Source organism: Bacillus sp. T-10(2022), from assembly GCF_056502895.1.
Genome location: NZ_CP113518.1, coordinates 1,246,454 through 1,267,605, shown reverse-complemented (window position 1 = coordinate 1,267,605; position 21,152 = coordinate 1,246,454). Strand labels below are relative to the sequence as shown.

At 41.9% G+C, this 21,152-nt stretch carries 23 protein-coding genes; 6 read left to right on the top strand and 17 right to left on the bottom strand.

Features of this window, described 5'->3' with window-relative positions:
* Positions 1–4: 4 nt before the first annotated feature.
* Positions 5–1,675, top strand: a complete 1,671-nt coding sequence (locus OSJ91_RS06155; protein WP_485891225.1) for an ABC1 kinase family protein — start codon at positions 5–7, stop codon at positions 1,673–1,675.
* Between the two features lie 46 nt (positions 1,676–1,721).
* On the opposite strand, the gene OSJ91_RS06150 is transcribed toward OSJ91_RS06155, so the two are convergent.
* The 7 genes from OSJ91_RS06150 to OSJ91_RS06120 form a co-directional block, all read right to left on the bottom strand.
* Positions 1,722–1,946 (bottom strand): hypothetical protein, encoded by a 225-nt coding sequence (locus OSJ91_RS06150; RefSeq protein ID WP_350301645.1) that lies wholly within the window; start codon positions 1,944–1,946, stop codon positions 1,722–1,724.
* Positions 1,943–2,875, bottom strand: coding sequence for a catalase family peroxidase (locus tag OSJ91_RS06145; RefSeq protein ID WP_350301644.1), 933 nt, complete (start codon positions 2,873–2,875; stop codon positions 1,943–1,945). Before OSJ91_RS06145 ends, OSJ91_RS06150 begins: the two co-directional genes overlap by 4 nt.
* A 397-nt stretch (positions 2,876–3,272) precedes the next feature.
* On the bottom strand, positions 3,273–3,587 hold the full coding sequence (locus OSJ91_RS06140) for a YbjQ family protein (RefSeq protein ID WP_350301643.1): 315 nt from the start codon (positions 3,585–3,587) through the stop codon (positions 3,273–3,275).
* The gene (locus tag OSJ91_RS06135) at positions 3,568–3,786 is read right to left on the bottom strand and encodes a sigma-Y antisigma factor component (RefSeq protein ID WP_137017007.1); all 219 of its coding nucleotides are present in this window, start codon (positions 3,784–3,786) and stop codon (positions 3,568–3,570) included. Before OSJ91_RS06135 ends, OSJ91_RS06140 begins: the two co-directional genes overlap by 20 nt.
* On the bottom strand, positions 3,773–4,123 hold the full coding sequence (locus OSJ91_RS06130; RefSeq protein WP_485891857.1) for a DUF5345 family protein: 351 nt from the start codon (positions 4,121–4,123) through the stop codon (positions 3,773–3,775). Before OSJ91_RS06130 ends, OSJ91_RS06135 begins: the two co-directional genes overlap by 14 nt.
* Entirely contained in the window at positions 4,083–4,643 is a 561-nt protein-coding gene (gene sigY, locus OSJ91_RS06125) for an RNA polymerase sigma factor SigY (protein WP_350301642.1), read from the bottom strand. Before sigY ends, OSJ91_RS06130 begins: the two co-directional genes overlap by 41 nt.
* A gap of 86 nt (positions 4,644–4,729) precedes the next feature.
* The gene (locus OSJ91_RS06120; protein ID WP_350301641.1) at positions 4,730–5,158 is read right to left on the bottom strand and encodes an Lrp/AsnC family transcriptional regulator; all 429 of its coding nucleotides are present in this window, start codon (positions 5,156–5,158) and stop codon (positions 4,730–4,732) included.
* 118 nt (positions 5,159–5,276) lie between these two features.
* Here OSJ91_RS06120 and OSJ91_RS06115 point away from each other — a divergent pair, with 118 nt between their 5' ends.
* Positions 5,277–5,675, top strand: coding sequence for a carboxymuconolactone decarboxylase family protein (locus tag OSJ91_RS06115; protein WP_485891224.1), 399 nt, complete (start codon positions 5,277–5,279; stop codon positions 5,673–5,675).
* Between the two features lie 120 nt (positions 5,676–5,795).
* Here OSJ91_RS06115 and OSJ91_RS06110 read toward each other — a convergent pair whose 3' ends face one another.
* A complete protein-coding gene (locus tag OSJ91_RS06110; RefSeq protein ID WP_350301639.1) occupies positions 5,796–5,978 on the bottom strand; it encodes a hypothetical protein in 183 nt (60 codons plus the stop codon).
* A gap of 91 nt (positions 5,979–6,069) precedes the next feature.
* On the opposite strand from OSJ91_RS06110, the gene OSJ91_RS06105 reads away from it, so the two are divergent.
* Positions 6,070–6,336, top strand: coding sequence for a hypothetical protein (locus OSJ91_RS06105; RefSeq protein WP_485891223.1), 267 nt, complete (start codon positions 6,070–6,072; stop codon positions 6,334–6,336).
* 157 nt (positions 6,337–6,493) lie between these two features.
* Positions 6,494–6,703 carry a hypothetical protein gene (locus OSJ91_RS06100; RefSeq protein WP_485891222.1) on the top strand — a complete coding sequence of 70 codons (210 nt, stop codon included), beginning with the start codon at positions 6,494–6,496 and terminating at the stop codon, positions 6,701–6,703.
* 296 nt (positions 6,704–6,999) lie between these two features.
* On the opposite strand, the gene OSJ91_RS06095 is transcribed toward OSJ91_RS06100, so the two are convergent.
* Positions 7,000–7,458, bottom strand: a complete 459-nt coding sequence (locus OSJ91_RS06095) for an Lrp/AsnC family transcriptional regulator (RefSeq protein ID WP_350301636.1) — start codon at positions 7,456–7,458, stop codon at positions 7,000–7,002.
* Between the two features lie 173 nt (positions 7,459–7,631).
* Between OSJ91_RS06095 and hisC the strand changes: the two genes are divergently transcribed.
* Complete coding sequence (gene hisC / locus OSJ91_RS06090; RefSeq protein WP_485891221.1) at positions 7,632–8,744, top strand: histidinol-phosphate transaminase; 1,113 nt, start codon at positions 7,632–7,634, stop codon at positions 8,742–8,744.
* 90 nt (positions 8,745–8,834) lie between these two features.
* On the opposite strand, the gene OSJ91_RS06085 is transcribed toward hisC, so the two are convergent.
* From OSJ91_RS06085 to iadA, 7 genes are all read right to left on the bottom strand, one after another.
* Complete coding sequence (locus OSJ91_RS06085) at positions 8,835–10,214, bottom strand: amino acid permease (protein WP_413016099.1); 1,380 nt, start codon at positions 10,212–10,214, stop codon at positions 8,835–8,837.
* Between the two features lie 377 nt (positions 10,215–10,591).
* Positions 10,592–12,016: a dihydrolipoyl dehydrogenase gene (lpdA, locus tag OSJ91_RS06080; protein ID WP_485891220.1), complete on the bottom strand. Its 1,425-nt coding sequence runs from the start codon at positions 12,014–12,016 to the stop codon at positions 10,592–10,594.
* Positions 12,017–13,297 carry a dihydrolipoamide acetyltransferase family protein gene (locus OSJ91_RS06075; RefSeq protein ID WP_485891219.1) on the bottom strand — a complete coding sequence of 427 codons (1,281 nt, stop codon included), beginning with the start codon at positions 13,295–13,297 and terminating at the stop codon, positions 12,017–12,019.
* 29 nt (positions 13,298–13,326) lie between these two features.
* Complete coding sequence (locus OSJ91_RS06070) at positions 13,327–14,310, bottom strand: alpha-ketoacid dehydrogenase subunit beta (protein ID WP_350301631.1); 984 nt, start codon at positions 14,308–14,310, stop codon at positions 13,327–13,329.
* A complete protein-coding gene (pdhA, locus tag OSJ91_RS06065; RefSeq protein WP_485891218.1) occupies positions 14,310–15,422 on the bottom strand; it encodes a pyruvate dehydrogenase (acetyl-transferring) E1 component subunit alpha in 1,113 nt (370 codons plus the stop codon). The genes OSJ91_RS06070 and pdhA overlap by 1 nt, the downstream gene beginning before the upstream one ends.
* Before the next feature lie 368 nt (positions 15,423–15,790).
* A complete protein-coding gene (locus OSJ91_RS06060; RefSeq protein ID WP_485891217.1) occupies positions 15,791–15,997 on the bottom strand; it encodes a hypothetical protein in 207 nt (68 codons plus the stop codon).
* A gap of 347 nt (positions 15,998–16,344) precedes the next feature.
* The gene (gene iadA / locus OSJ91_RS06055) at positions 16,345–17,520 is read right to left on the bottom strand and encodes a beta-aspartyl-peptidase (protein WP_485891216.1); all 1,176 of its coding nucleotides are present in this window, start codon (positions 17,518–17,520) and stop codon (positions 16,345–16,347) included.
* Between the two features lie 194 nt (positions 17,521–17,714).
* On the opposite strand from iadA, the gene OSJ91_RS06050 reads away from it, so the two are divergent.
* Positions 17,715–18,023, top strand: a complete 309-nt coding sequence (locus OSJ91_RS06050) for a hypothetical protein (protein WP_061461953.1) — start codon at positions 17,715–17,717, stop codon at positions 18,021–18,023.
* 915 nt (positions 18,024–18,938) lie between these two features.
* Here the strand turns inward: OSJ91_RS06050 and OSJ91_RS06045 are convergent.
* Positions 18,939–20,972, bottom strand: a complete 2,034-nt coding sequence (locus tag OSJ91_RS06045) for a transglycosylase domain-containing protein (protein ID WP_485891215.1) — start codon at positions 20,970–20,972, stop codon at positions 18,939–18,941.
* Positions 20,973–21,152 lie beyond the last annotated feature (180 nt).

The following is a 21,152-nucleotide window of genomic DNA, read 5'->3' as shown; positions in this document are numbered from 1 at the left end:
TTGAATGTTTCGCAAGCGACTGAAACACGCACATCGTTACCAGGAAATCATTAATGCCTTCTTGAAAAATGGTTTCGGTTACTTCATCTATCGCCTGGGATTATCCGAGAGCAAAGCGGGATCGAAACTCCAACCCGATGAAAACCTGAACCTCCGCTCAATCGGAGAGCGGCTGCATAAGATATTACAAAGCTTGGGACCAACATTCATTAAACTTGGTCAGATTGCAAGCACGAGGCGTGATTTCGTTCCCGACGAGATCGTCCGCGAACTTGAAAAGCTACAGGACCAGGTGACCCCCTTTCCATTTGATAAGGTTCGCAAAATTGTCGAAAGTGAATTGGGCGATTCTTTGGAAAACATTTTTCTTGAATTTAATGAAACCCCTCTGGCAACCGCTTCAATTGGACAGGTCCATACGGCACGGCTTCCTTCACAGGAAGTCGTAGCAATCAAAGTGCAGCGGCCCGATATTCTGCCGACAGTGGAAACGGATTTGGAAATTCTCGATGATTTGGCAAGACTTATGGAAGCTCGCATATCTTGGGCAAGACGCTACCAAATCAGAAAAATGATTGATGAATTCGCTAAATCACTCCGCGCAGAACTCGATTATAACTCCGAGGGTCGAAACGGGGAAAGAATTGCCAAGCAGTTCACCGGTGATCAAGGGTTTAAGGTACCAAGGATCCATTGGGAGTATTCCACAAAAAGGGTCCTGACGATGGATTTCATTCAAGGAATTAAGATCAATCATTATAAACAGCTTGATGATGAAGGTTATGATCGCCGGCAAATCGCGGAAAGATTAGCGAACTCCATGCTTCAGCAAATATTGATCGATGGCTTTTACCACGGCGATCCCCATCCTGGCAATATCATCATTTTGCCGGGAAATGTCGTCGCACTCATGGATTTCGGAATGGTGGGACGTCTGGAGGAAGAAACGAAATATCAGTTCGCCTCGCTTGTCATCAACCTGAAACGCGGAAGCACCAATGGATTGATCAAGACGCTTTCAGATATGGGCCTCCTGACGGACGAAATCGATATGGCCCCATTAAGGGGGGATATTGATGAACTGCGAAACAAATATTATGATATCCCATTGAGCCAAATCAGCTTAGGCGGAGCAGTCAATGACCTGTTCACTGTTGCCAATCGGCACCAAGTCCAAATCCCACCCGAATTCACGATGCTCGGCAAGGCTCTGCTTACCATGGAGGCCATTGTCGAAGGGTTAGATCCGAATTTCAGCATCATGAAGGCAGCTGAACCTTTTGGGGAGAGGCTTTTTAAAGAACGCTACAATCCAAAAAACATTGCGAAAAACGCTTGGAATCAATTCATCGAGTCTGCTGAAGCCATTGCCGAACTGCCCAAGGATATCAAGGAAGTGACAGGTATCATTAAAAAAGGGAAATTGCGGCTCGATATCAACATTCCCGAACTTCAAGTATTTTTACATAAGCTTGATCAAATCTCGAACCGGCTGTCATTCAGTATTATCCTGCTTGCATTCAGCATAATCATGGTCGGTCTCATTATCGGCTCTGCAATAGGCGGGGAAACCTTGACCCTATGGAAAATACCGGTTATCGAGATTGGATTTGTCGTTGCAACCCTGATGTTCCTACTTATGCTCTACACCATTTTCAGATCCGGAAAAATGTAACCTACTATAAAAGGGGTTCAGATTGGTCTCATCCCGAACCATGAATTTAAAACAAGTCCTTATCCTTTAAGTTTTTTACTGCAATTCTCACTGGATTGAGGAAATTTGCAACACTCCTGCCGAATAACTGGCTAACCGAAACCCCACAGACGCTTGCTTTGATGAGGCTTGTCTGACAGTGGGAAAGGGAGTGGATTTCTGAAAGCAGGTTTTCCAGCAGTCTGAAGGGAACCCCTTTAATGCAGGGTTCCCTTTTCGTGATTTCATTCATTGGTTATTTATCCGTCGTTCATATGAAACGGCATACGCACTATGGCGGAAATGCAAGATCCGGTCTTCCGAGCACTCGATACCTTCAGGAATATTGGTTGGATCAAACAATAAAGTATCTTTACACACTTCCGATTTTTTGGAGATCATTAAATGCCCAATCGTGATTACCTGTTTATCTTCCGGCCAAGCTGTGGTTGGATCGTCAGTCGGGTCATTTTCCCCTCCTATTTGTATGTTCAATTTAAAGCCCACCGGCCCTTCTTTAAGCCTCTCTTCCATTTCTTCATTCAGATACTCTGGCGAATGCATGGCCAAATCCTTTTTTTCTAGCATACTAAGGCCGGCATCAGGTACCCACTCGTACTTGATGGCCTGCCGCCTTCCTTCCGCGTTAATGAAATAGAATGCATGAATCGAGTAATATTGACACGTTGAGAAACTGGCTGGAGAACGCATTTCTTTAAGCATTTGCAGGCTTGCCTTGCTTTCAGGGTACTTCCACAGGATTTTTGCAAGCTCTTTCAGATTTGGGAAACCTTCTTTGGCAGATTTGAAAAAACCAGCAATATCAACAAACGCTTCCGGTGTTTTCGCAAAGAATAACGGAATGGTCACAGTAATAAGATCTGACACCTCTCCATCCGGCAATTGAAACTTGACTGCCATGCCCTTTACAGGGGAAATGGCATCAGGATGGCTTGGAATCGGCGAGCTATTTGAAAACCGAATGATCGCCGGCACGGCTTCATCCTGAAGATGCGAAGCCACCGTTAATGGGGACGCTTTTCCGTTTGGGGTAAAAACCCCCTCATAAACATATCCCCTTGCATGTACACGCCGATAACCAGGATGTTTTCCAGCTACATCTTCAATTACATTAACTGCTTCCCTGGCTAGTTCAGGTTTCAAATTATCATTTTCCTCCATAACACACACCCCATTTTTCAATGTCAAAAAATCATTTTCACTTGTTATTACCTCTACCCATTAATGGACTTCCTTATGCTCTATCACATTTCTCATGACTGAACTTTTTACAAAAAGAAAACGCCTGGAAAAATCCCGGCGCTTTAACCTTTTCAATTATTACTACGATTAAACCGAAGTCCGATAGCTTCGAATCGGTTTTAAAAAAGTTCAATGAACGATAATCTTATGGTAAATAATAATCTCTATTAAATTCCGAATGCTCCCATTCAAATTGCCTGTAGCATTTTATTAAAAATTCCAGGGAGCTACTGCCCATTTCCAACAACTTTACTGAATAGCGTGAAGTTGATTCAATAAAATAAGGACTACAAAAGGATATGAATCAAACCTTTTGTCACTCAACATGAACTGCCGTGCCGTAAGCAATGATTTCACAAGCGTTTTGCATGATCGCAGAGGTTTCCAGACGCATTGCGACAATTGCGTTCGCCCCTTTTCCTTTTGCTTCATCCACCATCCTGCCAATTGCTTTTTGTCTGGCTTCCATCATCATTTCTGTATACTCAGTAATTTCACCACCGACTATTGTCCGTAATCCTGCGAGAATATCTTTCCCAATATGCTTCGATTGAACACAGTTTCCCTTAACAAGTCCCTTCAGTTCTTTAATTTCTTTACCAGGGACGGTATTAGTAGTCACGATAATCATATAGCTCATCCTCTTCCTTTTTTCTTATTCTTTTTATTATCAAATAAAAAATTAATGGAACAGGTGCTTGAATCAAACCTAAAATACCCCACATCCATTGGTTGAAGCCATTCTTCCTGGCATCGATAAATAAATAAATGCTTTGGGTCAGTAAAATCAACCCGCACACGATTAATGCATATATTTCAAGGCTGCTCATGACTCACCTTCACCTTCCTTTTCACGTAAAACGTATATAGACCAATGAAAATCACAGTCATCACTTGGAGCGCCAGAAACACTTCTGGTTGATGGAATAGGGCAATAACCAGAAAACTTAGGATGACTGCAGCGGTTACAGTAAATATAAACAGCTCTTTCCACCATTTTTTTTTAAGTTTTTCACGCTGTATCTCAACTTTTTGTTCAAAATAAGCTGCTTGAGGGATATCAATTGTAAAAGCTTCATCAAAATTTTCCAGGCTCCGATTTATTTGGCTGATTGTTTCTTGATCATCACTGCCTGAATGGTTTGGATAAATGGGATGGTTCTTCATCAACCGGATTCAACTCCTTTCTTACTGTTTTTATACCTTTATGAACACGTGATTTCACGGTACCTTCTGGAACTTTGACTATTTTTGCTATTTCTTCGTAAGAAAAACCATAGTAATGCTTCAAAATGATTGGCACACGTAACTCATCCGGTAGGTGACCCAACGCTTCCATGACATCATCCCAAGCTTGGTTATTGTTTTGTGTTTCCCATTTCAGTTTTCGTACTGTCTTCTCTTGTTTTAACCAGGTGAATTCTCGCTTCTGTTTCCGTTTCTGATCCAAAAATAAACGGGTTGCAATGGAAATCAGCCATGTGGAAAACTTCGAAGCACCCTTGAACCTCGAGAGATTCTCAATTGCTTTCGAATAAGTCTCCTGAGCCAAATCTTCAGCATTTTCGAGATCAAAGGTCAACTTCAGTAAATATTTAAGCAGAAAAGGATAGGAACCTTGAAACAATTCAGCTAACGCTTGATCATCTCCCTTTTTTGCTGCTTTAACCAGATCTTTTTCGTCCATTTATCGTCACCACTCTCACATCCGTAACCTTTATACTTATTTGACGTTTCAGATGATGAAATCGTTCACGGGAAATAAAAAATTTCTTATTCCTGACTTAGCCTTACCTCAGAAAGAATAACATGGGTAACGGTCGCCGCAAAAGGAATGGTCCGATTGATGAATTCCTCCACTGCTTCAAGGCTCTCACTGTGTATTTTAAGCATAAAGCAAGCCTGCCCGGCAATTCGATAACAAAAGTCAACATTCGGCTCCTTGGAAATATACTTTTTGAATTTCTCATATTCGCCATTTTTTATCGTTGCTTCCACGATACACTCAATCGGAAAGCCGATCTTTTTATGATCTATCTCGGCAACATACCCCTTAATGATCCCGAACGACTCCATTTGCCGTACCCGTTCGGCAACGGTGGGGGCGGAGAGGTTTACTTTCTTTGCCAATTCCCTCATGGAAATTCGGCTATTCAACGCTAATTCGGCAAGGATACTCTGGTCTTTTTCATCTATTTTCATTTTAAAATTTTTTCCCTTCTTCTCTTTGCATTCATTCATTATTCAACCGCAATACTTTACAAACGGAATTAAAATTCCTGGGTTTTTATATTAGGATTATCTCAAAGGGGAGATGTTCATGACAAGAATAAAAAAATCATCAATTGGATCAAGTCCGTTTCAAAGATTATTTCATTCTGAAGAGATTTCGCATAAATGGTCGGAGCTTTCAGATTGCATATCTGCAGATGGGAAACTTTCGAAGAAGTTAAAGGAAAACGTCAGAAGGGTGCTGGCCTACGGTAATGGCTGCTCATACTGTCAGGCAAAAGGAACTCCACTAAAGCCGGAAGATATGAAAGAAAGCTATGCAATCGCCTTTGCGGAGGTATTCCTCTTGCAACGTGAAAAAACGGAGGAAATGTTTTTCCAAGTATTGAAGGAGGCATTAAGTGATGAAGAGATTTCTGAACTATTGGCATTCATTTGTTTTACAACCGCCCAGCAATATTTCGGGGCGTTGATGGATTTAAAGTAACGACAAAAAGGAACGAGCATCTTGCTTGTTCCTCATTTCGTAGAGAAAGTATATTTTTCTCTACAATCTGAGCCCTTACTCTTTTTGATTAGGGGCTTTTTTACTAATCACTTTTTTCGTTCAATCTTTGTTGTTTTTCGCCATAATTGATACAAAACAAAATACGGCTATCAATAATAGTATTGCTGGAAAGGTATAAAAACTTCCGTTGTATTTAATAGAGTGATCAACTTTTAATCCATACAAATAAATAAATAGTATAAAAGAAACAGACAATGCTATTATACCGGCTAATAATTTCATAATATTACCTCCATTTAGTTAATTTGTATTATATACTATAAAGTGTATACCATACGCAGAAAATTCAGAAAAAAGGAGGATTAAAATGAGGATGAATAACAAAAAGTTTTACATTCAACTTCTTAGCCTTTTCAGTCTGTTTATTTTATTAATCTGTTCTTGGAATTTAGCAAAGGTTTCAGCAGAAAATGTAGACGGTTCTATTGTTGAAATTGAAGGAGCTAATGTGGAATTAACAGTTGATGCTCCGTACAGCTTAACAAAAAACGATGGGACCTTAGTATTTTTTGATACAGTAGAAGACTATAGTGCTTATTTAGCAAATTATAAAAATTGTTCCTACATGCGCAACGTGTAATAAAACTACAACAACAACCATTACTACTAATACAGCAAAAGAAAAATGGGTAAACTACCACCCTCTTACAAACGCTTGGGCTAAAGCAAGCAGTTATACTATTTCTCGTGGAAAATCTTATACTATTTCTGGTTCTTATAGTTATGGTGGTTATAATGTGGGCGTTAGCGTAGCTCATAATACCTCAGTTTCTACAACAATCCCAGCTAATTCAAAAAAATATAGTAGATTAGGTGTTTGGGCAGATATTACTTTCAAGAGATTTAAACACGTAGTAAAAAGCCCTACCGGAAAGGTTATAAATACGTATTATTCAAATACTGCATATGGTGTAGGTGCTCCCTATATAAAAGTTAAATATAACTAAAATATGATTAATTTATTAATCATCGGGAACTAAAACAGTATAAGTATACAGAGTTCATCTAATTAAATGATGAACTCTCAGACTGTAGTCGACAGCTGTTTTTTTATCCCAATAAGCGTCAATATATAGTATTATCCATCCGAGCAACCAACTATATGAAAAGAAGAAAAACCCCTTTTTCTTTAGTGTTATTTTGGGAAAAGGGTTTTTTCTACACTCTGAGGAACGAGCATCTTGCTCGTTCCTTTCTGAAAAAGACCTAGTTCAAAACACTTCAATAACTTGAACGAATCGATTTATCTAGTATCCTCCATTTCATTGATCCTTGGAAGAATGGAGCGGGAAGGTACCGGGGATGTCAAAACCACGGATGTATTAAGATGTCCATAGGGTATCAATCGATCTATCAGTAATCTCATGCTGTCCATATCAGCTAAAGCTGCTTTCAAAAAATATCCAACTGTTCCTGTTACACGATGGCACTCGATAATGTCTAAATCATTTTTCACCAATGTTTCAAAATCGGAAACAGGAACCTTAAGTTCACTCACCTGAATGAACACAAGTACACCCCTTCCTATTGCCAGAGGTGAAACTCTTGCGCTGAACCCCTCAATGACCCCCTTTTCTTGCAGGCGATACATCCGTTCAGAGATGCTAGGTCGACTGAGAGCCAATTTCTTCGATAGTTCACTAATCGTAATGCGTCCATCTCTTTGTAAAAGTTCCAGTAACCTGACATCTATTTCATCCATTAAGCAACCGCCTTTCATAATGAAGGAATATAAGCATATATTTCTTTAAAATGTTGTATGGATAGCAATAAATACATTCTTTTTTGTATGTAATTTTACCAGTTAATATTCTATCATTAAAATAATCAAATAGAAAAAGAAAATTCAGAATTTACCAAAGGGAGGAACCTGCATTGACCTTTACGAAAATCCCGGTTCGACAAAACATTGAAAGCATTAGCCCATATGTTTCCGGCAAGCCAATTGAAGAAGTGCAACGTGAACTTGGTCTTGAAACGATCGTTAAATTGGCATCCAATGAGAACCCATTCGGTTACTCACCTCTAGCAAAAGAAGCCATGCTTACCGAGATGGAGCAAACCTCCTTTTATCCTGAAGGTATGGCACCGGCATTAGCTGAAAAGCTGGCAAGGAAATTGAATATCAATAAAGATCATATCATTTTGGGAAATGGTTCTGATGAAGTTATACGTTTGTTAACAAGAACCTATATTCTACAAAATGATGAAGTCATCATGGCTGATGTGACATTTCCACGGTATGAAACGAATGTATTGATTGACGGCGGCACACCTGTAAAGATACCTCTTATTAATGGTGTACATGACCTGCAAGGTATGTATGAGGCCATAACAGAAAAAACAAGAATGATATTTGTCTGTAATCCCAATAATCCAACAGGAACGATCGTTCAAAAAGAAAAGTTGCGCTCTTTTATCGAAAAGGTGCCGAAACATATTTTGCTGATCGTAGATGAAGCATACTATGAATATGTCGAAGATGGAGAATATTTAGAAACCTTGCCACTTCTAAATATGCATTCAAATCTGGTTATCTTACGCACCTTTTCTAAGATTTATGGCCTGGCTGCATTAAGGATTGGATACGGTTTAATGGATGCATCCATCATACAAGAGCTAGTTAAAGTGAAGGAACCCTTCAATACCAACCGTTTAGCACAGGCTGCGGCATTCGCTTCCCTCGACGACCATCCATTCGTTGAGAAATGTGTTCGTAAGAATGGGGAAGGAAGAAGATATTTAGAAAACGAACTAAGCAAGATGGGATTAACATTCTTCCCATCACATGCCAACTTCTTGATGGTCAAATTGAACCAGCCTGGCAGGGATATTTTTGAGAAGTTATTAATTCAGGGTGTCATCATCCGTTCAGGTCATTTGCTAGGCTATGAAAATACGATCCGCGTGACCATCGGCACTCCGCCTGAAAACGAGAGATTCATAGCATCCTTACAACATATAATCAATAAAACGTCTGGTGCATGACCGATTGAAATGAAGTTGCTGTATAACAATGATCATTAATGAAAGATACGACATGGACGCCTTTGCCCATGCCGTATCTTTTACGTGGATTTATTTAGCAATATCCTTTTCTATTATAGGAGTTTCCTGTGCATCCACACTTTTAAATTTAAAAATCGAAATCGAGATTAATGCAGCCAACACAATCAGGCAAGCAATGATACTGATCCGATTCTGTTCACTGAACACGAACGTGACACAAATGATGCTTAAGGTGATTACGGTAAACAAGGTAACATATGGAAAGCCCCACAATTTAAAACTCGGAGCCTTGGGATATGAATTGCGAAGTTTTAGCTGCGCTAAACAGATGCTGATCCATACAAGTGATACTACAAAACCCGGAAAAGCCATTAACAGAGTAAATGCCTGGTCCTGTGCAACGAAAGTAATCATGGAACCGACGACCAATACAACTGCACTTAATATCAAACTATACAATGGAACGCCATTTTTTGATACATAAGAGAACGACTTGGGAGCTTCCCCTTCTGCAGCTAAAGAATGCAGCATTCGGGTACACCCATATATTCCAGAGTTAGCGGCTGATAAGACGGCCGTAATCAAAATGAAATTCATGATATGTGCAGATCCTTGAAAACCTGACATTGACAAAACTTGTACAAACGGACTTGCCTGGTCGCTAATTTCGTTCCATGGAATCAAACCGCAGATTACAAGTATCGGTAAGGTGAAAAATAATACGACTCTCCAAATATAGTTTTTAATGACCTTCGGTAAAATGCGTTCCGCATCCTTTGCTTCCGTTACCGTCACCCCTATTAACTCGGAACCGCCATACGAGAACATGACGATCAGTAATGCCGAAAAGATGGACATCCACCCATTTGGGAAAAACCCTCCATGCCCTGTGAAGTTTTGCAGATAATTAGATCCGCCGCTTGGGATGGCTCCAAATAAAATACAGGCTCCCAATATGATGAATAAGATGATCATTGTAATTTTGATGCCAGCAAACCAAAATTCGAATTCACCATAATTTTTGACATTCATCATGTTAATCCCAATGATGAAAGCCGCACACCCTAAACTTAATACCCATAGCGGGATTGCCGGGAGCCAATACTGCAAGAAGCTTCCTGCCACCACTACCTCAATGACACATACGGACAGCCACATGAAACAATACATCCAGCCTACGATGAAGGAAAAGCGCTTACCGAATGCTTTCTGAACGAAACCCTTCATATTTGTATTTGGATAGACAATTGCCATTTCTGCTATAGCACCCATGACTACAAGCAGTAATAATCCTGCAAAAATATAAGTGAATATGACTCCTGGCCCTGCTAACGATATGGTTTCGGCACTTCCTTTAAAAATCCCAGTACCTATTGCCCCTCCCATTGCCATCATGCTAATATGCCGCGGCAATAATTTCTTTTGCAGTGACCCACCATTTGACTCCATTACATTTGCCTCCTTCATTCCATTATTTTCTCATATAAAAAATCAAACCCATTTCAATCGTTGAATGGCGAATAGATAAGTTATCTCATCAACCGTTATGGTTTAGGAGTGGAAGGATGCAAAGCCTTCTTGAAAACTCTTCTCATACTTCCCCAAAGTAAAAATGATATCAATAAGCCATTAGTTTTACAAGAGGAATCATTGCAGGCTAATACGGCTCCCGTTTGGTCAAACGCCGGGTCAGATTTTCGAAATGGAGTGACTTGCAGATAGACCTGCCTTACGGGGACCAATGATTGGGTTTCTGACTCTATTATAATGAAACATTCTAATCGGGGACTACATTGGTAATCCCCATGATACATATTCCAGTTATGTTATTTATTTACGATGTGAATCGCATGTCCCAAAACTGCCTCAGCCGCTTCCATCCACCCCTCGGTCAAAGTTGGATGAGGATGCATGCTGAGGGCTATATCCTCGACCCGAGCCGCCAGCTCAAGGGCAAGGACCCCTTCACCTATAAGGTTGGAAGCATCAGCACCTACCATATGCATTCCGAGCAATATATGGCTATCGGCATCCACGATCACTTCTGCAAATCCCTCCGTTTCATTCGTTGCAAGCGCCCTTCCGTTGGCACTGAACGGAAATTTGCCGACCTTGACGCTGTATCCCTGTTGTTCAGCTTCTTCACGGCTTAAACCAACACCAGCTATTTGTGGTTCCGAGAAGATTACATAGGGAACATAAGGCGAGTCAACGGCACTTGGCAGCCCCGCTATCACTTCAGCTGCCACGATTCCCTGTTTGGAAGCTCGATGGGCAAGAGCCGGACCAGGTGTAGTGTCGCCGATGGCAAAGATGTGCGGCACATTTGTACGGCATTCCATATCCACTGCTATATGGCCTTTCTCGCCAACCGTAACTCCAGCCCGATTCAGGCCAATTTCTTCAGTGTTAGGCATCCTTCCAATTGTAACCAGGGTCTTTTCGCTCACGACCACTTCCGTCCCCTGTTCTTCCGAGGACACATGAAGATGTACTTGGCCATCCACTATTGTCGCCTTTTCTACCCTCGAGGAGGTTTTGATATTCATCCCAAGCTTCTTGGCATTCCTTGTGACTTCCTTTACCAGGTTTTCAGCAACTTGGGGGAGTATGCGATTGGCCATTTCAATGATGGTCACTTTAGTACCTAGCTTTGCAAATGCCATACCCAATTCGATTCCGATATATCCTCCGCCAATGATTGACAAGCTTGAAGGAACTTCCTGCAGCTGCAAAGATGAAGTCGAATCCAATATATATTCTCCATCGACTTTAATGAAGGATGGAATGAAAGGCCTGGACCCCGTCGCAATAATTGCCTGCTCAAACTTATAGGTTTCAAAATCGCCATCGGTTTCGACTCCAATGCGGTCATCAGATAAAAAGGTTGCTTGACCTTTAACCACCGTCACTCCATTTTCCTTACACAAATGGGCAATACCTTGCCTCAATTGAGATGTGATGCCCGCTTTCCAATCCTGCCAAACTCCCAAGTCCATAATGGTTTTTTCCTGAGGCAGCCGGATTCCCATTTTCCCTAAATCGTTAAGACTTTGGTATTGATATGCTGCGTGAATTAATGCCTTTGATGGTATACAGCCCCGATTAAGGCATACCCCGCCCAGCTTATCCTTTTCAACAAGCACGACCGATTTTCCTAACTGGCCGAGACGGATAGCCGCAGCATATCCTCCCGGACCTCCTCCCATGATGACAACATCCGTCTCTACAGCAACTTCCCCAACTACCATTTATCTCATCTCCACAACTAAACGAATTGGATTTTCCAGCAATTCCTTGATTCTATTGGTAAAATGCACCGCTGTTACCCCATCAATCAAACGATGGTCGAAAGAAAGTGACATATTCATCATTAAACGGATGACACCTTCCAAATCGCGAACGACCATGCGATGTTCCATTTTATGCAAAGCTAATATGGCCGCTTCCGGATAGTTAATGATCGGGGTCGCGTGCATCCCTCCGATAGGTCCTACATTGCTGATGGTAAATGTACTGCCTGTGATTTGATCTATGTTCAACTTCCCTTCACGGGCTTGGGCTGCCAATTCCCTGATTTCATCAGCCAGTTGGAAAATGGTTTTTTGATCGGCATGTTTTATGACCGGTACAATGAGACCCTCGTTTGTATTCGTCGCAATCCCAATGTGATAATAATTTTTCAGGATGATTTCATTGGTTCTTTCATCAATTGAAGCGTTTAATGTTTTGAACTCCTTTAAGGCGATGACAATGGCTTTAACGAAAAATGGCAAAAAAGTCAATTTAATATCCTTATCATCGGAGTACTCCTTTAATTGATTTTTAAATTCCTTCAATCGGTCCATTTCCAATTCATCTACATGGGTTACATGAGGAATGGTCGAAACCGACTTCACCATATGTTCAGCGATTTTTTTACGAATGCCTTTAAGCGGAATCCGCTCTTCCCGCTCATTTTCCAAACCTTTTGCCTGGTTGGCATCCTTCATCAGGGCCATATCTTGAACAATCCTGTCATCAAGCTGTTTGGCATTTTCCCGTGTAACCGAATTATTTTCTTTAACCTGCTTCAAGTCACTTTCGGTAATTCGCCCAGCTGGACCGGAGCCTTTAACCTTCTCGATATCAATCTTCATTTCCCTCGCCAATTGGCGCACGAATGGTGTTGCCAGCGCACGCACAGCCTCATGATGCTGTTTAGTCGTAATATGCTCTGCATTCACTTTTACATCGCCAGATTGCACGACTTGGTTTTCTTCTTCAATAATGCCTGTATCCGGAACCGACATATCGTTCTCTTCCTGAATTGTGAATATTGTGGTCCCCACTTCCACGATATCCCCTTCGGAAAAAAATATCTTCTTGACCACTCCCGCTGCGGGAGCAGTCAATTCCGCATTGACTTTATCCGTTTGCACCTCAACAATGGGTTGATCCTGTTTTACAGCATCCCCTTCTTTGATGAGCCATTGGATAATTTCCCCTTCATGCATCCCTTCCCCTACATCAGGAAGTTTAAATTCCATCATGCGTCATCCTCCTTCTCCCTTGATCACAATTAAAATGATATCGTTTCGACTATTCCTTGCTTTACCCGGTCAACAGTCGGTAAATAATGATCTTCTATTGTAAACGGCGGAACCGGAACATCAAATCCTGTTACACGCTTAATCGGCGCTTTCAGGTAAATAAGAGCTTCATCATTAATGATAGAGATGATCTCCGCACCTAATCCGGCAGTCTTATGGGCTTCATGGACGATTAATGCACGACCTGTCTTTTTAATGGATTGCACGATCGTATCCCTATCCAGAGGATATAATGTCCTTAGATCGACCACTTCACACTGCCAGCCTTTTTCCGCTTCAATCTTTTTCGCGGCATTCAATGCCTCCCTTAACATGGCCCCCCATGCAAAAATGGTCAGGTCGCTTCCCTCCTGGACCACTTTTGCTTGACCGATGGGTATTCGGTACATTTCGTCGGGAACTTCTTCCTTAAAGGCCCGATACAATTTAGTCGGTTCCAAAAAAATCACCGGATCTGGATCTTCGAGCGCTGAAATGAGCAGCCCTTTTGCGTCATATGGATTACTGGGTGCAACCACCTTTAAACCCGGAGTATGGGCAAAGAAGGTTTCGACACTTTCGGAATGAAGTTCAGGACCCCTGATTCCGGCACCATATGGCGTACGGATTACGAGGGGCACCCCAAATTGCCCACGAGTACGATACCTCATACGGGCAGCATGGGAAACGAGTTGCTCGAATCCCGGATAAATAAAGGCGAGAAACTGGATCTCAACTATGGGCAGCATTCCGTTAAGGGCTAAACCAATGGCAGAGCCGATGATTCCGGATTCAGCTAATGGCGTATCGACAACACGATCTTTTCCATACTTCTCATAAAGCCCTTCCGTCGATCGAAAAACCCCGCCATTCACTCCAATATCCTCACCCAGAATCATCACGCGATCATCATGACCCAGCATTTGGTCCAGCGCTTCCGTAATAGCCTGGAGCATCGTTAAATTTTTGCCCATTATTTCTTCCCGCCTTTCCTTAAGATTTGGTTCAATTCCTGCTTCTGTTCCTTTAGATGCCATGACTCCTTGGCATATACATGGTTAAACATTTCGAGCGGGTCGGATTTTGGATGCCCTTCGGCTCTTTGAAGGTGAGCATCGATCAGTTCGTTGAATTGTTTTATCACCAATTCCTCCTGCTCTTCATTCCAGTGACCCTCTTTATTCAAATACTTTCTAAGACGTGTTATGGGATCGCGGTTTTCCCTCCAGAACTTTGAAATTTCGTCCTGATCGCGATATATGTTCGGATTGTCTGCAGTAGTATGGGCGCCATAGCGAAATGTAATGGCTTCGATCAATGTAGGCCCTTCCCCTTTAAGCGCTCTTTCGACAGCCTCCTTAACAGTCAGCCATACTGCAAAAATATCATTTCCATCCACCCTTACCCCATGGATGTCATAAGCAGCAGCCCGCTGGGATATCGTTTTGGATGCCGATTGCTTTTCAAAAGGCACACTGATTGCGTAGCCATTATTTTGGCAGAAAAAGATTGTCGCGGTTTTATAAACGCCAGCAAAATTCAGTGCCTCATGAAAGTCCCCTTCAGAAGTGGCTCCATCACCAAAATAAGCAATGCTAACATTCTGTTCGCCTTTAAGCTTACTTGCCCAAGCCGTACCAACCGCATGAACCATTTGAGTGGCAATGGGAACACTTGGAGGCATAATCCTTTTTCCTTCTGGACAAATTGAGCCGTCAAAATGTGCCATCCAATATAGGAAAACGCGGTATAATTCCTGTCCATGAATGATTGCAGCTCCATGATCACGGTATGTGGGAAACATCCAATCCCCTGCCGACAACGCTAAAGCGCTTCCTACCTGTGATGCTTCCTGTCCTTCGAAAGGTGCATATGTTCCAATCCTGCCTTGGCGCTGGAGATTAATTGATTTTCGGTCAAATGTTCTGAGCAGGAGCATGCTCTCATACATCTTTAACATAAGTGATTTATCGATTTTTCCATCAATCGTTTCAATGATTTCCCCTTCAGGAGTCAATACACGAAACATTTCCGGCTCAGTTCCGCCTGAATGCGCTTTCATTATTGGGTTTCCCGTCTTTTCCATTTCATTTCTCCCCTTAAGATAGATTTGATTCGCAAACATACCAAGGTTTTGAACAGTCATGAAATAACAGCCCAAAATGTTTTATTGGTCTTTATGTCTGTGATTAAATGCTGTTTCATAAACTACAGTGCCTTATATAAAAGGATAATACATCCAAGTTTTTAATAATATGTTAAATAGAATGAATTTTTCGTAAATTACCTTTATTTAGAATATGTTTTCTGATACTTCACCTTCATTTTGAAAATGAGAACCTTTAATGGGTTAATTTCCATTTATTCCTACAAATTGTTGATATGCTCGATCGATTCACGACCTCATCCAAAAAGTATCCAGCACAAAAAAAGACCCATTATATAATAAGGGTCTTAGACTGTATACAAACTCCAAGAAATCCAGTTGCATACGGTTTTTTCTAACAGAATATTCCAGTTGATTTCAGAAATCCGCTCCCTTTCCGCCGACTGTCTGCCAAGCCGCATCAAAGCATGCGCCTGTGGGGTCTCGGCTAGCCAGTTATTCGGCAGGAGTATCGCAAATTTCTTCAATCCAATGAGGATTACAGTAAAAAACATGAAAGATAATCAAGTTTACTTTTAAAATCTTGGTTCAGGGCGAGAAATCCGAAACTCCTTTTGTCGAAAAATTGATGAAATCGCTTCCCTACAATACTTCTTAAAAAGAAGTTCCAGTTGATTGGAGCGGGTGTTCGAGACTCCTTCAGGAAAAGCGCGTCGAGGGAGACCCGCAGGCGAGTGCCGAAGAGGCTCCCGGACCGCCCGCTGAAAGAGAGTGCCTGGAGTGGGAATCATTACACATACCCTCTTTCAGAAATCCGAAATTAGATCAATGTTACCCCTTTTTTCAATTCAGGATAAATGGGTAGAACTCGCACGGAAATAGCACCCAAAATTAGAAAGATCTATTTTTCAAATGTTCCTTTCACGACTGCTTCACCATCCTTGACCATGATCTGCCCCATCGCGATAACACTATTTATTTCTAAAGTTTGTTTCTTCATTATGATGATATCGGCGTCCTTACCTGCCGCAAGCTGTCCCTTTGCAGAAAGTTTTAAAATGTTTGCCGGGTTTGCCGTCGCAACTCGTATGGCATCGGCAATTGTCACTCCATCCTCAAGGACCGCATCGACAACACAATCATATAAGGACATGCATGTACCAATGTTCAAACCCCGCAGGTTACCGCTTCCATCGAAGTCAGGCAGGCTGGCTTGTCCATCTGAAGTTATGGTGATCTGCCCGATTTCAACGCCTTCTTCCAGTGCCCTTTTTATTGCTGTACTTGCTTTGACCTCCCCTTCTTCAAGGAACTTCTCGATCGTACTTGTCGTAAAATCGATATAACCCCCTTTTTTTGCATATTCCACCCCTGCATTGAATAAATGCGGATTTCGGTTTATATGCGTAGGATAGAACTGAGTGATCGGTATTTCCGTTGTCTCGACAACTTCCTCAATTACATGCAAATGATCAAGACTGTCCCCGACATGAATGTTGACGATACCGCTTTTCCCGGACAGCAGACCTCCATTACGCGCCTGAGAGGCCAGTTTAGCCAGCTCAGCTGCAGTCGGCTGCGAGGAACGGTGATCGGCAATGGCTATCTCGCCAACACCGATAATTTTATCGACAAGAATCAAATCATCTTCGATCTTACCTGTTAACGTCTTGACTGGAACTTGATAGGAGCCAGTCTGAACGATGCAGCTAATTCCCTCTTCTTCAAGCGCTCTCGCTTTAGCAAGCAGTGCGGGCATCGTCCTTGTCGTTCCATCTGTTCCGATGACCCCTACCAATGTCGTTATACCCGCTAAAGTGGCATCTGTTAATTGGATTTCAGGAGTCCTCGTTTTAAAGCCGCCTTCCCCGCCTCCGCCGATAATATGTACGTGACCATCTATAAAACCCGGAGCCACGATTTGGCCATCCGCATCAATCACCTCCAATTCAACGAAATTGTCAGGTACCTCAATCTTGTCCTCGATGAATCCAATTTGCTTCCCAACCAAGAGGATATCTTTTTGGCCCATATATTCCGGACCATATAGCTCCCCATTTTTAATAAGTGTGAGCATTCTCCTTCTCCCTTCAAAAAATACAAATTTTCAAATAGGTTTCAAAATCTTTCACTCGGGTAAATATACAACATGACCCGCTAACAATTACATAAAAAAGACCAAACATACTTGTTCATTTTTTTAAAGTTGTAGCCGAATTGACATCTTGATTATGCTTTTCCAAAAGTATAAAAACAAAAGGAGCAAACGACATGAATAAAGTGATTTCTTCTGACATTAAAACAAATAAAAGATTATCCATGCGACAAATCATGAACCTATATCAAGTTACAAAAGAATTTAAAGGGAATATATATTTTATCTGCAACCATAAATTGGTCGATGCCAAGAAACTTTCGACTTTCGTATCCTTTGTGCTCATTCTTCAAGAGTGTGCAACAATGAAAGTCATCCTTGAAGGAGAGAATGTACATGCCATGCTAGAAAAAGTACAGGCTATTTGTAAAGAAAATGATGAAAGTGCATTCGGTTTCCAATCGAACCAAACTGTTAATATTTAAATGATTCCGACTACGTAATGAAGAGGGTGTATAGAAATGAGAACCATTTTAATGGTAATAGGCGCAATTGTTGTAATCGGCATAATAGCAAATCTAATTTTTTAAAATAAATGAAGAACTGTAGCCAAACGAAGAGTTTGGCTGCAGTTTTTTTCATTTAAAAACGTTCCAGTTGATTTCATCCTGAGCTTTTTTTGGCGGTTTACAAATTTATTCGAACCTTCACCACACTTTATCCGGCCGTTCACGGATTTTTCGACTTTATCCGCTCTTTATCCGGCCGTTCACGGATTTATTCGACCTTTCCCGCTCTTTATTCGACCGTTCACGGATTTATTCGTCCTTACCCTCTCTTTATTCGGCCGTTCACGGATTTATTCGACCTTCACTGCTCTTTATTCGGCCGTTCACGGATTTATTCGACCTTTCCCGCTCTTTATCCGGCCGTTCACGGATTTATTCGACCTTCACCGCTCTTTATTCGGCCGTTCACGGATTTATTCGACCTTTCCCGCTCTTTATTCGACCGTTCACGGATTTTTTCGACCTTTCCCGCTCTTTATTCGACCGTTCACAGATTTATTCGACCTTTCCCGCTCTTTATCCGACCGTTCACGGATTTATTCGAACTTACCCGCTTTTTATCCGGCCGTTCACGGATTTATTCGACCTTTCCCGCTCTTTATTCGGCCGTTCACGGATTTATTCGACCTTCACTGCTCTTTATTCGGCCGTTCACGGATTTATTTGACCTTACCCGCTCTTTATCCGGCCCTTACCTCATTATTCAGACTCCGGAGCATTTTATTTTAAGGTCCACGTATTAAATCCGCTCCCATTCGCCGACAAACTGAGACTGTCAAATGATTGACAGTCTCAGTTTGTTAATTTTAATTAAATTGCCTTACCTGAGAATCACCACGGAACCTCCCAGTCCCTCCATTTATTCAAACCTTCCCTAATCTCATTTCCTTTATCAATCCAATATTGTCTCCTTTTCTCCTCTTCTTCCTTTGCCTGTTGCTCAGCTATAAGTGCCTGCTGTTCAGCTATTAGCGGTCCGATATCCTGAGCTTTAAAAGATTGAGCCGCTTGATTCTGTAAAGCTTGCGCCATTATTTTTTGGAAGATGAGTGCACTTCCCTGACTGCTGTGTGTCGTTAGATAATGATTTTTGTCCGTCTTATCATATCCAGCCCATACAGCACCGACCAGCGAAGGTGAATAACCGATGAACCATTGATCTTTAACCCCTGATATTCCTTCGATGGGAACTTGTGTGGACCCTGTTTTACCTGCTATTTCATAACCGGAAACTGCCGCGTTTTTCGCTGTGCCATATTCCACTGTTCCAAGCAGCATGGCATTCATTTTATCGACGGCGCCTACAGAGGTCACTTTGGTGCTCTTCTCTTTCCAGGCGGCGACTTCTTTTCCATCGGCATTTTCTATTCTTACAATGGCATGGGTTTCCACCCGTTCCCCTTCGTTGGCAAAAGCTGAAAAGGCTCCTGCCATCTGCAGCGGGGACACACCTTTTTCCATCCCTCCTAAAGCGATCGAAAGGTTTCGATCATCCTTGTCATATGGAATCCCAAACCGCTTAAGTGAATCAAGCCCCTTATCGATGCCAATCTCATTCAATAGCCAAACCGTTGGTACATTCAAGGAATTCATCACCGCTTCATACATGGGGACTTCTCCTTTATATTCACCACTCAGGTTTGTTGGCTCATATTCACCGAAGCTCATTTTTTCATCCTTTAAAGGGTCAGTGATATCATATCCCTCTTCAACAGCTGGCGTGTAAACGACAAGCGGTTTAATGGATGAACCAGGAGACCTTGTCAGCTGGGTTGCCCGGTTATATCCCATGAATTGATGTTCACCTCTCCCGCCGACAAGTGCTTTTATGCCGCCGGTTTCAGGATCAAGGAGGACAGACCCGCTTTGAACCAGTTCTTCTGTACTCGTCCCAACTGGGAAATTGGCTGCATTCTCATACACGGTTTCTGTAGCCTGCTGCATGGATTGGTCCAGAGTCGTGTAAATTTTATAGCCCTTTGAAAGCAGCTCCTCAAGCTTAATTCCATATTTACTCGATGCTTCCGATAAAACATGATCGACATAATAAGGATACTTACCTCTTAATGGATCGGTTTCCTTCTCCCCCATAAGAAGTGTCACCGAATCTTTTTTTGCAGCTGCTTCTTCATCTTTCGTCAAATAACCATGTTCCGCCATTCTCGAAAGAACCAAATCACGCCGCTTCACTGCCCCGTCTAAATTCTTGTATGGATCAAGTTTGGATGGCAAGTTAATGACTCCCGCCAGCAAAGCTCCCTCGGCAACGGTCAATTCAGAGACCTCTTTGGAAAAATAAATATTTGCTGCCTTTTTGATTCCCCATGCTCCATGGCCAAAATAAACTTGATTCAAATACATTTCCAGGATTTCATCTTTTGTATATTGATTTTCAACTTCCTGGGCGAGAAAAAACTCGTCTATCTTCCTCTTCAGTGTTCGATCCGATTCCAGCATCGTGATTTTGACAAGCTGCTGGGTAAGCGTGCTCCCGCCTTCAACAACACTTCCAGCCTTCGCATTTTTAACCAAAGCCCGCATGATCCCTTGATAATCTATGCCGTGATGTTCATAAAAACGGTGATCCTCAATGGAAACCACCGCTTGTTTCATATGTTCCGGTATTTCATCTATCGCAACACCTTCGGATTTATTTGCCGTGATCGTACTGGCAAGATTCCCATCCAGATCATAGATTCCTGTCGGTTGCTGAAGATTATTTTCAAGATGACTTATATCAGCACCCTGCCTGAAATACAATAGTGAACCGGCGCCTAAAACCACAATCGCCAATATTATAATTAGACCTAATTTCACTAACCCTCTCATTTGTACCCCCATTTTCCCATCTGCGACATGTTTCATTAAAAATATTTTACCCTTTTTATTAAAGAAAACTCGTCGATTGAATAAAAGGCCAAAGCTAGGCGCCCTTTTTCTTGTAGTACTATACTCGGATATCGCACCCTTGCCGATGATATTTCTTCATCGTCTGAGCATGACAACTAATTGAAAGACCAGATTTCATCCTACCATTTTAACTAT

Excerpts from the sequence above, each read along its gene's own strand:
- OSJ91_RS06070 (WP_350301631.1), bottom strand. The coding sequence starts at position 14,310 with ATGGGCAAAAATTTAACGATGCTCCAGGCTATTACGGAAGCGCTGGAC.
- OSJ91_RS06045 (WP_485891215.1), bottom strand. The coding sequence starts at position 20,972 with ATGAAACATGTCGCAGATGGGAAAATGGGGGTACAAATGAGAGGGTTA.
- OSJ91_RS06095 (WP_350301636.1), bottom strand. The coding sequence starts at position 7,458 with ATGGATGAAATAGATGTCAGGTTACTGGAACTTTTACAAAGAGATGGA.
- OSJ91_RS06110 (WP_350301639.1), bottom strand. The coding sequence starts at position 5,978 with ATGAAATTATTAGCCGGTATAATAGCATTGTCTGTTTCTTTTATACTA.
- OSJ91_RS06060 (WP_485891217.1), bottom strand. The coding sequence starts at position 15,997 with ATGTTTTTTACTGTAATCCTCATTGGATTGAAGAAATTTGCGATACTC.
- OSJ91_RS06085 (WP_413016099.1), bottom strand. The coding sequence starts at position 10,214 with ATGGAGTCAAATGGTGGGTCACTGCAAAAGAAATTATTGCCGCGGCAT.
- sigY (WP_350301642.1), bottom strand. The coding sequence starts at position 4,643 with ATGGACGAAAAAGATCTGGTTAAAGCAGCAAAAAAGGGAGATGATCAA.
- OSJ91_RS06130 (WP_485891857.1), bottom strand. The coding sequence starts at position 4,123 with ATGAAGAACCATCCCATTTATCCAAACCATTCAGGCAGTGATGATCAA.
- OSJ91_RS06150 (WP_350301645.1), bottom strand. The coding sequence starts at position 1,946 with ATGAATGAAATCACGAAAAGGGAACCCTGCATTAAAGGGGTTCCCTTC.
- OSJ91_RS06145 (WP_350301644.1), bottom strand. The coding sequence starts at position 2,875 with ATGGAGGAAAATGATAATTTGAAACCTGAACTAGCCAGGGAAGCAGTT.
- OSJ91_RS06105 (WP_485891223.1), top strand. The coding sequence starts at position 6,070 with ATGAATAACAAAAAGTTTTACATTCAACTTCTTAGCCTTTTCAGTCTG.
- OSJ91_RS06050 (WP_061461953.1), top strand. The coding sequence starts at position 17,715 with ATGAATAAAGTGATTTCTTCTGACATTAAAACAAATAAAAGATTATCC.
- OSJ91_RS06115 (WP_485891224.1), top strand. The coding sequence starts at position 5,277 with ATGACAAGAATAAAAAAATCATCAATTGGATCAAGTCCGTTTCAAAGA.
- OSJ91_RS06140 (WP_350301643.1), bottom strand. The coding sequence starts at position 3,587 with ATGATTATCGTGACTACTAATACCGTCCCTGGTAAAGAAATTAAAGAA.
- lpdA (WP_485891220.1), bottom strand. The coding sequence starts at position 12,016 with ATGGTAGTTGGGGAAGTTGCTGTAGAGACGGATGTTGTCATCATGGGA.
- OSJ91_RS06075 (WP_485891219.1), bottom strand. The coding sequence starts at position 13,297 with ATGATGGAATTTAAACTTCCTGATGTAGGGGAAGGGATGCATGAAGGG.
- pdhA (WP_485891218.1), bottom strand. The coding sequence starts at position 15,422 with ATGGAAAAGACGGGAAACCCAATAATGAAAGCGCATTCAGGCGGAACT.
- OSJ91_RS06120 (WP_350301641.1), bottom strand. The coding sequence starts at position 5,158 with ATGAAAATAGATGAAAAAGACCAGAGTATCCTTGCCGAATTAGCGTTG.
- OSJ91_RS06155 (WP_485891225.1), top strand. The coding sequence starts at position 5 with ATGTTTCGCAAGCGACTGAAACACGCACATCGTTACCAGGAAATCATT.
- OSJ91_RS06135 (WP_137017007.1), bottom strand. The coding sequence starts at position 3,786 with ATGAGCAGCCTTGAAATATATGCATTAATCGTGTGCGGGTTGATTTTA.
- iadA (WP_485891216.1), bottom strand. The coding sequence starts at position 17,520 with ATGCTCACACTTATTAAAAATGGGGAGCTATATGGTCCGGAATATATG.